Origin of the sequence: Clostridium sp. 29_15, from assembly GCF_001916075.1 — a bacterium.
GTDB classification, from domain to species: domain Bacteria; phylum Bacillota; class Clostridia; order Clostridiales; family Clostridiaceae; genus Clostridium; species Clostridium lentum.
Map to the genome: position 1 here is coordinate 29,072 of NZ_MNRT01000031.1, position 14,846 is coordinate 43,917.

10 protein-coding genes, 2 tRNA genes and 2 pseudogenes are annotated in these 14,846 nt (G+C 30.2%); 11 read left to right on the forward strand and 3 right to left on the reverse strand.

Features of this window, described 5'->3' with window-relative positions:
• The first annotated feature begins 316 nt into the window (after window positions 1-316).
• From spoIIE to lysS, 9 genes are all read left to right on the forward strand, one after another.
• Window positions 317-2,701: a stage II sporulation protein E gene (gene spoIIE / locus BHW04_RS06735; RefSeq protein WP_302699246.1), complete on the forward strand. Its 2,385-nt coding sequence runs from the start codon at window positions 317-319 to the stop codon at window positions 2,699-2,701.
• A gap of 112 nt (window positions 2,702-2,813) precedes the next feature.
• Window positions 2,814-4,208 (forward strand): tRNA lysidine(34) synthetase TilS, encoded by a 1,395-nt coding sequence (tilS, locus tag BHW04_RS06740; RefSeq protein ID WP_022211402.1) that lies wholly within the window; start codon window positions 2,814-2,816, stop codon window positions 4,206-4,208.
• A gap of 5 nt (window positions 4,209-4,213) precedes the next feature.
• Window positions 4,214-4,750: a hypoxanthine phosphoribosyltransferase gene (gene hpt, locus BHW04_RS06745; protein WP_302633547.1), complete on the forward strand. Its 537-nt coding sequence runs from the start codon at window positions 4,214-4,216 to the stop codon at window positions 4,748-4,750.
• Between the two features lie 28 nt (window positions 4,751-4,778).
• A complete protein-coding gene (gene ftsH / locus BHW04_RS06750; RefSeq protein ID WP_022211404.1) occupies window positions 4,779-6,584 on the forward strand; it encodes an ATP-dependent zinc metalloprotease FtsH in 1,806 nt (601 codons plus the stop codon).
• Between the two features lie 236 nt (window positions 6,585-6,820).
• Window positions 6,821-8,491, forward strand: a complete 1,671-nt coding sequence (locus BHW04_RS06755) for a formate--tetrahydrofolate ligase (protein WP_302633546.1) — start codon at window positions 6,821-6,823, stop codon at window positions 8,489-8,491.
• A 132-nt stretch (window positions 8,492-8,623) separates the two neighbouring features.
• Window positions 8,624-9,403: a type III pantothenate kinase gene (locus tag BHW04_RS06760; protein ID WP_022211406.1), complete on the forward strand. Its 780-nt coding sequence runs from the start codon at window positions 8,624-8,626 to the stop codon at window positions 9,401-9,403.
• 5 nt (window positions 9,404-9,408) lie between these two features.
• Window positions 9,409-10,392, forward strand: a complete 984-nt coding sequence (dusB, locus tag BHW04_RS06765) for a tRNA dihydrouridine synthase DusB (RefSeq protein ID WP_022211407.1) — start codon at window positions 9,409-9,411, stop codon at window positions 10,390-10,392.
• Between the two features lie 191 nt (window positions 10,393-10,583).
• Window positions 10,584-11,066, forward strand: coding sequence for a transcription elongation factor GreA (greA, locus tag BHW04_RS06770; RefSeq protein WP_022211408.1), 483 nt, complete (start codon window positions 10,584-10,586; stop codon window positions 11,064-11,066).
• A 14-nt stretch (window positions 11,067-11,080) separates the two neighbouring features.
• A complete protein-coding gene (gene lysS / locus BHW04_RS06775; RefSeq protein ID WP_022211409.1) occupies window positions 11,081-12,592 on the forward strand; it encodes a lysine--tRNA ligase in 1,512 nt (503 codons plus the stop codon).
• A gap of 64 nt (window positions 12,593-12,656) precedes the next feature.
• On the opposite strand, the pseudogene BHW04_RS12255 reads toward lysS, so the two are convergent.
• The 3 genes and pseudogenes from BHW04_RS12255 to BHW04_RS06785 form a co-directional block, all read right to left on the reverse strand.
• Window positions 12,657-12,743: pseudogene (locus BHW04_RS12255) on the reverse strand (transposase); the annotation flags it as partial.
• A gap of 127 nt (window positions 12,744-12,870) precedes the next feature.
• Window positions 12,871-13,384: pseudogene (locus BHW04_RS06780) on the reverse strand (transposase); the annotation flags it as partial.
• A gap of 89 nt (window positions 13,385-13,473) precedes the next feature.
• Complete coding sequence (locus BHW04_RS06785) at window positions 13,474-14,442, reverse strand: polysaccharide deacetylase family protein (RefSeq protein ID WP_302699248.1); 969 nt, start codon at window positions 14,440-14,442, stop codon at window positions 13,474-13,476.
• A gap of 221 nt (window positions 14,443-14,663) precedes the next feature.
• Here BHW04_RS06785 and BHW04_RS06790 point away from each other — a divergent pair.
• Together BHW04_RS06790 and BHW04_RS06795 are read left to right on the forward strand one after the other, a co-directional pair.
• Window positions 14,664-14,738, forward strand: a tRNA-Asn gene (locus tag BHW04_RS06790).
• 32 nt (window positions 14,739-14,770) lie between these two features.
• Window positions 14,771-14,845: transfer RNA gene (locus tag BHW04_RS06795), tRNA-Asn, on the forward strand.
• Window position 14,846 lies beyond the last annotated feature (1 nt).

Sequence of the window (14,846 nt, forward strand, 5' to 3'; positions counted from 1 at the left end):
GCACAGGACTTAAAATCCTGCGGTAGCGATACCGTACCGGTTCGATTCCGGTCTTCAGCACCAAGAGATTCAAATTTTATTTGAATCTCTTTTTTCTTTTCATAAAAATAATAAAAAATAGATAATTACGACAAAAAGTATTTATTTAAAGAAGAAAAAATATGAATATAAAAGAAATAAAATAAAAAAACTAGCATGATAAAATGAAAATGGAAAATTAATGTCTTACGAAAAAAATACTGGAAAACACTAAATGACATAATAATTTAATGGTAAATGATATCATTAAGTTATTGTTAAGAAAGGTGTGATTGAAATGCAATATGATGCAGGGGTTTCGGTATATAAGAGAATTGATAGTAAAAAAGATAGAATTACTAAATATAAATTAACAGCAGCTAAAATTATACTTATATTATTATGCGGATTTATGTTAAGTAGGGTAAAGTTTAGAGTGGTGGATGGATTGACTATTACACCTTTTGGTATGGCATTTTTGATTTCAGTTATAAATAAAAGAAGAAGTAAAGAGACTATAATTGCTTTTTTTGGAGTGATTATAGGGGGGTTAAGTGTTTATAGTAATGATGCTGATTCATATGTATATCCTATTTTAGCAATTTCAATACTATTGATTTTCTATATAGCAGATAAAGCAGGGAGAAGAATTAAGACTAATAATATATGTATAATATGTGTAGTAGAATTCTTAATAATTGAAAGTATTTTTGGTAGTCAAGGTTTATCTGTTAATATAGCCTTTGCATTAATTGAAAGCTTAAGCATAATACCAGTATTTTATGTTGTTAATTATGGCATAAGTTGTTTAGATGAAATAAAGCATAATTATTTTTTTAATATGGAAGAATTGATAAGTATGGCCATAGTATTATGCTTAATGGTTGCAGGGATTGGAAATATTGCTTGCTTCGGTGTAAGTATAAGAAATATCGCAGCTTTGGCTATTATAATAGTAATAGCATATGCAGGAGGAGCATCAATAGGAACAGTTATTGGAGTAACCATGGGAATAATCGTAGGTGTAACCAGTAAAAATATATTACTTTTTATAAGTTTATATAGTTGTTGTGGGCTAGTTGTTGGTGTGTTTAAAGAAACTGGTAAAATATTTTCGGCTTTGGCGTATTTAATTGTAAGTTCAATAATAGTAGGATATTCAGTAACAATAAATATATATGGAGCAGTGGAAATAGCAGTGCCAGCAGTGATTATGTTGTTAACTCCAGCCAAGTTTATAGAGGGTATTTTGCAGGAATTAAGTAATGAAGAAAAAAATAGGATAATAAATGAAGCACAGATAGATGGAGTTAAGAGTGAATTTGTAGAAAGAATAGAAAACTTAAAAAAAATATTAGATAGATTATCTAAATCTATGAATAAATTATCAGGAAATCATAAGTTGTTAGTAAAAGATAAAAGCTCAGCTATGATAGAGAATCTTGCAGATCGAGTATGTAGTAATTGTGAAATGAACAGCAAGTGTTGGGGAAAGGAATTAAATAAAACTTTCTTTGAATTTTCAGAACTCATTGAAATGTTCGAACAAGGAAAAGGAAAGATAAATAAAAACCTTAAAGAAAATTGTGTTAAAAGTAATACTTTAATTAAGAGTTGTGAGGAATTTTATAATACTACTACTGTTAATGAAGTCTTAAAAGAAAGAATGGGTGAAGGAAGACAACTTATTGCAGAAAATATTGCTGGCATATCTCAGGCGATGGATGATGTAATAAAGGAATTTACAAGAGATGTAGATAATTGTTATGAGCTGGATAAAGTCCTTAAGAAAGCTCTGTCTAGAAAAAATATAGCATATAAGAATATATATTCTTATACTGATAAAAAGGGCAGGTTAAAGATTAAAATGCTTATGAAAAATTGCTATGGAGAAAATATATGTGGAAAAGCAATACTTCCTATTTTAAAGGAAGTTTTAAGAGTACCTTTTTCTATAAGTGATGAAGGTTGCAGGATAAATCCAGAAACTAATGAGTGTTCAGTGGTTATTGAAGAAAGTCCTAAGTATCATATGTTATCATATGTGGCATCAATACCAAAAGATGGAGAAAAATTTTCAGGAGATAGTTTTAATTTTGGTAAAAATAAAAATGGCATTTATGTAATAGCTTTAAGTGATGGTATGGGATCAGGTCCTGATGCAGGGTTAGAAAGTAGTGTTGCCATAGATATAATTGATGAATTTATAAAATGTGGATATGATGAAGAAATAGCTATAAAAGCTATAAATTCAATTATGAATATGAAATTTAGTGAAGATGAAAAATTTACAACATTAGACATGTCCATGGTTGATTTATATAGCGGAGAACTTTCAGTTATAAAAGCAGGGGCAGTGGCAACGTTTATAAAGAGGTATGAAGATGTTCAGGTAATAAGTGATAATTCATTACCTTTTGGAGCTGTGGAAGAAATTGAATACAAGAAGAAGAAAAAGAAGTTAAAGCATGGAGATATTGTTATAACCATCAGTGATGGAATTTTAGATGTAGATAAAAATAATATTGGTGATTATTCATGGTTGAGGACTTATTTAGAGAAGGCAACAACTAATCCTGAGCAATTATCAAGAGATATCTTAGATAAGGCAAAAGTATTAAGTAATGGAAAGGTAATGGATGATATGACAGTAGTGGTATCAAAATTATATTCATTATATTAAAAGAGGGGATTAGTCCCTTCTTTAATATTTTATATTAGATTTATATATTTACTTTAAAAAAATGTAAAGGTATTATTAAGGATGAAAATATAAAGCAAAGTAGGGATATAAAGTGATTAAAAAAGTTAAATATTTCATTATAGATAATAACATGATAAAGGCAGAGGAAAAAATACTAGTAGCTTTGTCTGGTGGTCCAGATTCGGTTTGTCTTTTACATATATTGTATAGCCTTAAAGAAAAGTTAAATATAAAGTTAGGTGCTATACATATAAATCATATGCTTAGAGGAGAAGAAGCACTTAAAGACGAAAGATATGTAAATGATATCTGTGAAAAATTAAGAATAGACTGCTATATAGAGAGAATAGACATAAACAAAGTAGCCAGTGAAAATAGTATATCTCTAGAAATGGCTGGTAGAGAAGAACGTTATAAGGCATTTCAAAAAATAAAAGAAAAATACGGATATGATAAAATTGCTGTAGCTCATAATGCAAATGATCAAGCAGAAACAATACTTATGCGTATGATGAGAGGAACTGGTTTAGAAGGATTAGTAGGTATAAAGGCTGTAAGGGAAGGAGGAATAATCAGACCTATACTTTGTTTAAATCGTAGTGAGATAGAAAGCTATTGTGCAGAAAATCATTTAATGCCAAGAATAGATAAAAGTAACATGGAGAGAATTTATAGCAGAAATAAAGTGAGACTGGATATACTTCCTTATATGAAAGAAAACTTTAATAAGGATATTATAGATACTTTGAATAGGATGGCATTAATATTAAGCAAGGATAATGAATATATTGAAGAGCAGTCTAATAAATGTTATGAAGAGTATTGTAAATGCACAAATCATAAGATAGTTATAGAACAAAATCTTTTTGTAAAAGAAAAAGAAGCAATAGTAACGAGAGTGATAAAGCGAGCTTTTAAAGAAATATCCAAAAGTCATCAAAATTTTGAAATGAAACATATATATGATGTCATTGATTTATATAATAAAGGAACAGGAAAAAGTATAAATTTAACTAATAGTATCATAGCTGAAAATACTTATGGAGATATTATATTTAAGAAGAAAAATAATATGAAAATCACTAAAGAAGAAAGTGAAGTCTCTATTATGAAAGAAAGTGTAATTGAAGAAATCAAATTTAAAAATTACATGATTAAAATGGAGGTAATAGATAGAGAAAAAAACGTAGAATTTTCCAATAATGCCTTAATAAAACTTTTTGATTATGATAAGATAGAAGAGAGAATTGTAATTAGGAATAGAAAAGATGGAGATAAGATGAAACCTTTAGGGATAAAGGGTACAAAGAAACTAAAGGATATCTTTATTAATCTTAAAGTTCCTAGAGAGGAAAGAGACGTTATTCCACTTATATGCTTTGATGATGAAATAGCTTGGATAGTTGGGTATAAGGTTTCTGAAAGTTTTAAAATTACAAAAAGTACTAAGAGAGTGCTGAAAATATCTTTTGAAGGGAAGGAATAAGTATTATGAAAGAAGGCATTAAGGAAATTTTATTTAGTGAAGAGGAGATTAGTATAAGAACTAAAGAATTGGCTAAAATTATTGACGAGGATTATAAGGGGAAAGACTTATTGCTTGTAGGAGTTTTAAAAGGTTCAGTAGTCTTTATATCAGAATTACTAAAGAGATTACATAATCCTTGTGAAATAGATTTTATGGCAATATCTACTTATGGAAAGGAATCAAAAAGTAGTGGCGTAGTAAAAATACTTAAGGATTTAGATAGAAGTATAGAAGGAAAAGAAGTATTGATTGTAGAAGATATAGTTGATAGCGGCATTACATTGAAATATTTAATGTCTTATTTAGGTAGTAAAGGTGCATCTTCAGTAGAAATTGTTACATTATTAAATAAATCTGCTAGAAGAGCTGTAAATGTTAATGTAAAGTATATAGGTTTTGAAGCACCAGATGGATTTTTAGTAGGATATGGTTTAGATTATGCTGAAAAGTATAGAAATTTACCTTTTATAGGTATATTAAAAGAAGAAATATATAGTTAAAAAGTACTAGATGAAAGGGGGGCCTTGGATGAAAAAATATTCAAGTGCAACTATTTGGATAATAGGATTGTTGTTGTTTTTTGCAATAGCAACTTTCATGCTTGATGGAAGCAGTGTGTCAAATAGAATGGTATATAGTGATTTTCAACAAAAGTGGATTAATGATCAGGTTGAAAGTATAAATGTAAATTCTGATAAGATGACTATTGAGGTAACAACACGGGATGAAAATAAGTATACGGTATATGCACCAAGTTCTATGATTGAATTTTTAAATGAACAATATCCTAAAGATGATATTAAAATAGAATATGTTGCACCGTCTAATAGCAGTATATGGGTAAGTCTACTTCCTACTATAATGATAATTATATTGTTTGTAGTATTTATCTTCTTCTTTACACAACAGTCACAGGGTGGCGGAAGCAGTGGAAGAGGAGTAATGAACTTTGGAAAAAGCAAAGCTAAGATGGTTACTCCTGATAATAAGAGGGTAACTTTTGATGATGTAGCAGGAGCTGATGAAGAAAAAGCAGAATTAGAAGAGATTGTTGACTTTTTAAAGCAACCAGCAAGATATGTAGAAATGGGAGCAAGAATTCCTAAAGGAGTTTTATTGGTTGGGCCTCCAGGTACTGGGAAAACACTTCTAGCAAAAGCAATAGCTGGAGAAGCAGGAGTACCTTTCTTTAGTATTTCAGGATCAGATTTTGTTGAAATGTTTGTTGGTGTTGGTGCATCAAGAGTAAGGGATTTATTTGAACAGGCTAAAAAAAATTCTCCATCATTAATATTTATAGATGAAATAGATGCCGTGGGAAGACAAAGAGGTGCTGGTCTTGGTGGAGGACATGATGAAAGAGAACAGACATTAAATCAATTACTAGTAGAAATGGATGGTTTTGGAGCTAATGAAGGTATTATAATGATAGCTGCTACTAACAGGCCTGATATATTAGATCCGGCTCTTTTAAGACCAGGAAGATTTGATAGACAAATAATGGTTGGTAGACCTGATAGAAAAGGTAGAGAAGCTGTATTAGAAGTTCATACTAAGAAAAAGCCGTTAGACAACGATGTTAGTTTGGATGTTCTAGCAAAAAGAACTCCAGGATTTAGTGGAGCTGATTTAGAAAATCTAGCGAATGAAGCTGCACTTTTAGCTGTTAGGAAGAACAAAAAGAAAATAGGCATGGATGAATTTGAAGAAGCTATAACAAGAGTAATAGCAGGGCCAGAAAAGAAAAGTAGGACAATAAGTGAACATGATAGGAAGCTTACTGCTTATCATGAAGCAGGTCATGCTGTAGTAATGAAATGTTTAAAAAATTCAGATCCTGTGCATGAAATAAGTATAATTCCAAGAGGTATGGCTGGTGGATATACAATGCATCTTCCAACAGAGGATAGGACATATACATCAAAAGAAAAGTTATTAGATGAAATGGTTGGACTTTTAGGTGGTCGTGTGGCTGAAAAATTAATTTTAGGAGATATAAGTACAGGTGCTAAGAATGATATTGATAGAGCAAGTTCCATTGCCAGATCTATGGTTATGGAATATGGTATGAGTGATAAAATAGGAACTATATCATATGGTAGTGATAGCAATGAAGTATTTTTAGGTAGAGATTTAGGAAGAGGAAGAAACTTCAGTGAAGAAGTAGGAGCAATGATAGATAAGGAAATTAAGAGTTTAATTAGTAATGCTTATAATACTGCTGAAGAGTTATTAAAGAAAAATGTTAATAAGCTACATGCAGTAGCTAGTACTTTGTTAGAAAAAGAAAAAATTGATGGCAAGGAGTTTGAAGAAATTTTTGATGCCAACTAAAAGTAATGAGCTATATCAGGAGATATTTTGATATAGCTTATTTTTTTAAGAGAAATTTTAAAATAATAAAGAAAAGACATACATTATATTTTTAAATATATAAAAAGAGTAATAAGAATCAATAAAATACGAAAAATATTATAAAAACTAACAATAATATTCGATTTGATGTTTTAAATATTTTTTTTCAATGATATAATTAATTATAAAGTTAATTAGTAGTGGAGGTATACTAAATGAAAAGCGATATACAGATAGCTCAAGAAGCTAAGATGAAAAATATAAGAGAAATTGCAGCAGGATTAAACTTAAGTGAAGATGACATTGATCAATATGGTAAATATAAATGTAAAATATCTTTAGATGTACTAGAAAGAAGTAAGGAAGAAAAAAAAGGAAAGCTAGTATTAGTAACAGCTATAAATCCAACACCAGCAGGAGAAGGTAAATCTACAGTAACTATTGGGCTTGGTCAGGCTTTGAATAAAAGAAATAAAAAAGCCATAGTAGCTTTAAGAGAACCATCTTTAGGACCTGTTTTTGGGTTGAAAGGTGGAGCAGCTGGTGGTGGATATGCACAAGTAGTTCCTATGGAAGATATAAATCTTCATTTTACAGGAGATATGCATGCTATAACAACTGCTAATAATCTTTTGTGTGCAGCTATAGATAATCATATACATCATGGTAATACTCTAAGAATAGATGCAAGAAGAATAGTATTCAAAAGAGTTATGGATATGAATGATAGAGCTTTAAGAAACATAGTAGTGGGAATGGGTGGAAAAATAAATGGTTTCTTAAGAGAAGATGGCTTTATGATAACAGTAGCCTCAGAAATAATGGCAATTCTTTGTTTAGCTACTAGCCTACAAGATTTAAAAGAAAGAATAGGCAATATCATGGTTGCTTATGATTTAGACGGTAATCCAATTTATGCAAAGCAATTAGAAGTTCAAGGTGCCATGACATTATTAATGAAAGAAGCTATTAAACCAAACTTAGTACAGACTTTAGAAAATACCCCAGCAATAATTCATGGAGGACCTTTCGCTAATATAGCTCATGGATGTAACTCTATAATAGCAACAAAAATGGCTATGACTTTAGGCGATGTAGTTATTACAGAAGCAGGCTTTGGAGCAGATTTAGGAGCTGAAAAATTCTTAGATATAAAATGTAGATATGGTGATTTAAAGCCAGAATGTGTTGTTGTAGTAGCTACAATAAGAGCATTAAAACATCATGGTGGAGTAGCAAAGGCTCACTTAAATGATGAAAATGTTGAAGCACTTCAAAAAGGTGTAGTAAATTTAGAGAAACAAATTGAAAATATGAAGAAATATAACGTGCCAGTTGTTGTTGCAATAAATAAATTTGTCAGTGATAGTGAGGCTGAAATTAAATTTATTGAAGAATTCTGTAATGAAAGAGGCGTAAGAGTAGCATTATGTAATGTTTGGGAAAAAGGTGGAGAAGGCGGATTAGAATTAGCAGATATAGTTAGTGATGTCTTAGAAAATAATTCTGCTGACTTTAAAGTTTTATATGATGAAAAAGATACAATAAAAGAAAAGATTGAGACTATTGCCAGAGAAATATATGGAGCAAAAGGTGTAAATTACACTACAGCAGCTTGTAAGCAGATAGAAGAATTAGAAAAATTCAACCTTGATAAGTTACCTATATGTATGGCTAAGACACAATACTCATTGTCAGATAATCCTTCTCTTCTTGGAAGACCAGAAGGATTTGAGATAACAGTTAAAGAAGTAAGAGTATCAAATGGTGCTGGATTTATAGTAGCACTTACTGGTGATATAATGACAATGCCAGGATTACCAAAGGTTCCAGCTGCTAATAAGATAGATATTTTACAAAATGGCGAAATAGTAGGTTTATTCTAAAATTTTACAAATATAATACTTGACAAATAATATGTAATTGTTAAAATTAGAGTGTTAATTTAAATTGTTACGTAATATTTGATAATAAATGCAGCTTAAAGGCTGCTTTAATTATATTAAGGTGGTGCTTTTATGATTTTATTAGTAGATGTTGGAAATACTAATATAGTTATAGGTGTATATAAAGAAAATGAATGTATAGTTAGTTGGAGAATCAGCACTGATACGAAAAAAACTTCAGATGAATATTCAATTCAAGTTATGCAATTACTTAATCAATATGATTTAAATCCTAAAGAGGTTAAGGGTATAATAATATCATCTGTTGTACCAAATATAATGCATTCTTTAGAGAATATGGTTAGAAAAAGCTTCAATATTGAACCTATAGTTGTAGGGCCAGGGGTCAAAACAGGAATAAATATTAGATATGATAATCCTAAAGAAGTTGGTGCAGATAGAATAGTAAATTCTGTAGCGGCTCATGATATTTATAAAAGAGATTTAATTATTTTAGACTTTGGAACTGCTACAACTTATTGTGCAGTAACAAAAGAAGGTGATTATTTAGGTGGATGTATATCTCCAGGAGTTAAAATTGCATCAGATGCATTATTTGAAAGAGCAGCTAAACTACCAAGAATAGAATTAGAAGTACCAAAGAGTGTTATTTGTAAGAATACTATAACAAGCATGCAAGCGGGAATACTATATGGGTATATAGGGCAGGTTGAATATATAGTAAGAAGAATGAAAAGAGAAATGAATGAACTTGGAATAGATAATCCATATGTAATTGCTACAGGTGGATTGGCTAATTTAATAGCAAAAGAAACGAATATAATAGATAAAGTAGATTCAAGTTTAACTTTAGAGGGGTTAAGAATTATATACGAAAAAAATAAGGAGTAAAACAAATGAAAATAGGAAACCTTAATTTTGAAAATGGAGTTTTCTTAGCGCCTATGGCAGGTGTAACAGACATTTCTTTTAGAGGATTATGTAAAGAAATGGGTTGTGAACTTGTATATACTGAAATGGTAAGTGCTAAAGCCCTATATTATGGAAGTGAAAACACTAAAAGTTTACTAAGAATAGCAGAAGAAGAAATGCCAGTAGCAGCACAAATTTTTGGAAATGATCCTCAAATAATGGCTGAAATGGTACAAAGGCATTTTAATCCAAGGGAAGATATATGTATTTTAGATATAAATATGGGATGTCCTGCTAATAAAATAACTAAGAATGGTGAAGGTTCAGCATTATTAAAGGATCCAAAGCTAGCCGGAAATATAGTTGAAGCTATAAAAAAAGTTTCCACAAAGCCAGTTACTGTTAAGTTTAGAAAAGGATTTGATAATGAAAATATAAATGCAGTTGAATTCGCTAAAGTTATGGAGTCAGCAGGAGCTGATGCTATTGCAGTACATGGAAGAACTAAACAGCAAATGTACGAAGGTAAAGCTGATTGGGATATAATTGCTAAAGTAAAGCAAAGCGTAAGTATTCCTGTAATAGGAAATGGCGATGTTTTTACAGCAGAAGATGCGCTTAAGAGAAAAAAAGAAACAAATGTAGATGGAATTATGATTGCTAGAGGAAGCATGGGTAATCCATGGATATTTAAACAGATAGATAATCTGTATAAAGGAAAAGAGCCTCTAATTATAACTCCGGAAGAAAAGATAAAAATGTGTATAAGACATTATGAATTAGCTCTTAAATATGATGGAGAGCATAAAGCTGTAAGAGAGATGAGAAAACATTCATCATGGTATATTAAGGGATTACATAATAGTAGTGAAATAAGGAATATAATAAATACTGTAGATGATAGCGCTAGAGTTATGGAAATATTAGAGGAATATAGAGAAAGTTTAAGAAATATAGAAATTATATAATAATTTGTATATAATTATTATAGCAAAAATTATTAAAATGAATATAAATTAATTATCAAGGAATACTATCAGCAAATTATAGGTTTATTGACATATTAAATACGCTGATTTATAATATTTAAAATGATTTCAAGAATAATAATCTATTAAAATAGACATCAGTAAAGTGAATGTTCGAAGGGGAGAAAGATATGAGCCAAACAAAACAATTCATAATGACTTATGAAGGTGTAAAAAAACTTGAAGAAGAGTTAGAATATTTAAAAACTGTAAAAAGAAAAGAAATTACTGAGAAAATCAAAGTAGCTTTAGGATATGGAGATTTAAGTGAAAACTCTGAATATGATGAAGCTAAGAACGATCAAGCATTTACAGAAGGAAGAATTCTTCAATTAGAAAATATGTTAAAGAATGCTGTAGTTGTTGATGAAAGTGAATTACCTAATGATGTAGTATCAGTTGGTTCTATTGTTAAAGTTAAAGATTATGACTTTGATGAAGAGGTAGAATATTCAATTGTTGGTTCAGCAGAAGCAGATCCAATGAATTTTAAAATATCTAATGAATCACCAGTTGGAAGTGCTCTAGTAGGTAAAAAGGTTGGAGATATAGTTGAGGTTTCAGTACCAGACGGAATAAATAAGTTTGAAGTCTTAGGAATAAGAAGAGATTAATTGGAGGGATACTAATGTCAACTGAAGAAATGAATTTACAAGAGCTTGAGTCACAATTTAGTGAACAAGAATCTCTTAGAAGAGAAAAGTTAGTTAAATTACAAGAAGAAGGAAAAGATCCTTTTGATGTATATAAAGTAAAAAGAACTCATTCATCTAAGCAAGTTAAAGATAACTTCGAAGAATTAGAAGGAAAAGAAGTAACTGTTGCTGGAAGAATAATGTCTAAAAGAGGGCAAGGTAAAGTTGTGTTCTCTGATATATATGACAGAGATGGAAAAATTCAGCTTTTCATAAAAATTGATGAAGTTGGAGAAGAAGCTTTAAAACAATATAAGACTAATGATTTAGGTGACTGGGTTGCTGCTACAGGGGAAGTATTTAAAACTAAAACAGGTGAAGTATCTGTTAAAGTTAAAACTGTTGAATTAATCAGTAAGTCATTAAAACCATTACCAGAAAAATGGCATGGGTTAAAAGATCCAGATTTAAGATACAGACAAAGAGAAGTTGATATTATAACTAATCCAGAAGTAAAAGATACTTTTATAAAGAGAAGTCAAATAATAAGTGGAATAAGAACATTCCTAGATAATAGAGGATTCTTAGAAGTTGAAACTCCAATGCTTGCTACTATAGCTGGTGGAGCTTCTGCAAGACCTTTTATTACTCACCACAACACTTTAGATTTAGATATGTTCTTAAGAATTGCTCCAGAATTATATTTAAAGAGATGTATTGTAGCTGGTTTTGAAAAAGTATATGAATTAGGAAGAACTTTCAGAAATGAAGGTATGTCAGTAAGACATAATCCTGAATTTACTATGATTGAATTATATCAAGCATTTGCTGATTACAATGATATGATGGAATTAACTGAAAACATGGTTGCAGAAGTATGTAAGAAGGTAAATGGAACTACTAAGGTTACTTATCAAGGAGCAGAAATAGACTTCATGCCACCTTGGAGAAGAATAACTATGGTTGATGCTGTTAAAGAATATGCAGGAGTTGACTATAATGAATTTAAATCTGATGCAGATGCACAAGCTGTTGCTAAGGAAAAAAATTTAGAATTCTCTAAGCCGTTAAATACTGTAACTAAAGGTGAAGTGTTAAATGCTTTATATGAGGAATTCTGTGAAGAACACATGATTCAACCAACATTTATCATTGATTATCCGGTAGAGATTTCTCCTTTAACAAAGAAGAAGAGAGGAAATGAAATGTTTACTGAAAGATTTGAAGGATTCGTATTTGGTAGAGAATTATGTAATGCATATTCTGAATTAAATGACCCAATAGTTCAAAGAGAAAGATTTGCTCAACAAGAAAAAGAAAGAGAACTTGGTGATGATGAAGCTTACATGATTGATGAAGAATTCATGAGTGCTTTAGAAACAGGTATGCCACCAACAGGAGGATTAGGAATAGGTATCGATAGATTAATAATGTTCTTAACTGATTCAGCATCAATAAGAGATGTTATACTATTCCCAACAATGAAACCATTAAATAATAATTAGTATTTTAAAGGGGCCGCTACAAAATGATTTTTAATCATTTTGTAGCGGCCTCTTTTTTTAAATGTAAAAATCTTCTGAACCCATGATCTTCCTTAATTACCCCAAATGTACCCTCTGCTTGAATACACCTATTCATTCTTAGTATTATTCCTTATTTTCATTAATTATTTTATTTAAATCATCAATTATTTCTGAATATAGAGTAACATTTAAGCTATCGCTATCGGTAGCGTAGCACTTACCAAATTCTTCGTTTATTTCATTAACTTTTTCAATCATTTTTTTCTTAAGTTTTCTTTCAAATTTATCAACACTTTTCTTCCAAACAAATGAGTATTTATTTGAATTGGCTTCTATCTTAGTCCCATCAATAAATATATTTTTATAGTCTATTTCACCTAACTCACCTAATTTCATCACAAATTGATAAAATAAATTTTCACAACATTTTTTTAATCTACCAGTTCTAAATCTTGATATAGTTGAGTAGCTAGGAGATTTTTCGCCTTGTAGTAACCACATAAAATTTATATCTCTTTTACATGCTTTTTCTATCTCTCGTGAACTGTGAATATCATTTAAGTTTGCATAAACTAATACCATAAAAAGAGTCTTTGGTGAGATTGCTGGATTTCTACCATTTGTAGAGTATGCATTATATAATTCTGAATAATCTAGTCCCTCCAATACTGTGCTTAGCAATCTAACAGAATCAGTTTCTGGTATCATAATTTCTAGATCTATTGGCAATACTAATTGTTGATTAGTATTGTATAAACTGAATATGTTCATAATTTAAGTTTATGCAAAAAAGGTGGATTCTATCAAATCCACCTTTTCCCATATAATCGGCTAGTTGCTTTTGCAACAGCCTCATTTTTTTATTTAATTGTTCTAAATTCATATCCTTGACTTTGTAAATATTCAATTATTCTTGGAAGAGCTTTTACAGTTTCTTCTTTTCCATAAGTATCATGCATTAATAAAACAACACTATCTGCATTAGGTCCTAAAGCTTCTACACTTTCTTTAGTACATTGTACTAATTGATCTGCATTTTTCTTTGGACCTTCAGCATCTTTATCTAAGGCATTCCAGTCTACATTGTAATATCCGTCTTGTTCCATAGCCTCTTTCATAGCTGTACGCCCATCCCATGACCAATATCCACCAGGTAATCTAATAACTCTTGTTGTAAAGTCTTTTCCTAGTACCTCTTTCATTGCATTTTCATTTTTTTGAAGGTCAGATACAATATTATTTACATTCATAACTCTATTAGGATATAAGTATGAATAATTATGACTATATGTATGATTTCCTATTGCATGTCCTCTAGCAACCTCCTTTTTTAGTAATGCTTTTGCTTGATCATTAGCAGCTATTGATGTTCCTAAAACAAAGAATGTTGCCTTTACATTATATTTATCTAATACATCTAATACACCTGGCGTATTAGTCGGTGATGGACCATCATCAAAAGTTAAATAAACAACCTTTTTACCATCTGTTCTTACTGGATATGTCTTAGTTCTATTTAAAAGTCCTTTAGTATTTGCTGCAACAACAGCTGCATCATCTGCATTAGGGTCCTCTTCAAAGGATGTATACCCACTATTATCTAATTTAGGAGTTTCTATCTTCTCTTTATTTTCTGTTTCTTCAGTATTATTGGATTGTTCACTATCACTTGTCCCATTATTTTCTATTTGTAAATTTTGATTTTCACGTTTAGGAATAAATTTAACTCCTACAAATACTGCAATTACTATTAAAATACGTATTGCTAATATTGCCCTTTTTCTTTGTCTTTTCTTCTTTTTATTAAATCTTTTTTTCTTATGATTCATTATTTTATGTTTCCCTCCACAACTTTTTGTCTAATTCATTTTATTATAAATCTGCTCTTTTTTCTAATAATACTATACAACATATCTATATATAAATTCGTTACAAAAGTTTTTGTAATTTATAAGAAAATTATAAGATTAAAAGTAAAATTTAAAAAAAAATTAAAAAAAGGGGTTGCATTTTTAAAAATTACTATATATAATATTCATTGTGGTAACGTTCCGCGATAGCTCAATGGTGGAGCACTCGGCTGTTAACCGATAGGTTGGAGGTTCGAGCCCTCTTCGCGGAGCCACTTTAAATTTAAAAGATATAAAATAATAGTATTCCGCGATAGCTCAATGGTGGAGCACTCGGCTGTTAACCGATAGGCTGGAGGTTCGAGTCCTCTTCGCGGAGCCAC

Bases quoted from the DNA above. Each gene is read 5' to 3' on its own strand.
- spoIIE (WP_302699246.1), top strand. From the start codon at position 317: ATGCAATATGATGCAGGGGTTTCGGTATATAAGAGAATTGATAGTAAA.
- hpt (WP_302633547.1), top strand. From the start codon at position 4,214: ATGAAAGAAGGCATTAAGGAAATTTTATTTAGTGAAGAGGAGATTAGT.
- ftsH (WP_022211404.1), top strand. From the start codon at position 4,779: ATGAAAAAATATTCAAGTGCAACTATTTGGATAATAGGATTGTTGTTG.
- BHW04_RS06755 (WP_302633546.1), top strand. From the start codon at position 6,821: ATGAAAAGCGATATACAGATAGCTCAAGAAGCTAAGATGAAAAATATA.
- BHW04_RS06760 (WP_022211406.1), top strand. From the start codon at position 8,624: ATGATTTTATTAGTAGATGTTGGAAATACTAATATAGTTATAGGTGTA.
- dusB (WP_022211407.1), top strand. From the start codon at position 9,409: ATGAAAATAGGAAACCTTAATTTTGAAAATGGAGTTTTCTTAGCGCCT.
- greA (WP_022211408.1), top strand. From the start codon at position 10,584: ATGAGCCAAACAAAACAATTCATAATGACTTATGAAGGTGTAAAAAAA.
- lysS (WP_022211409.1), top strand. From the start codon at position 11,081: ATGTCAACTGAAGAAATGAATTTACAAGAGCTTGAGTCACAATTTAGT.
- BHW04_RS06785 (WP_302699248.1), bottom strand. From the start codon at position 14,442: ATGAATCATAAGAAAAAAAGATTTAATAAAAAGAAGAAAAGACAAAGA.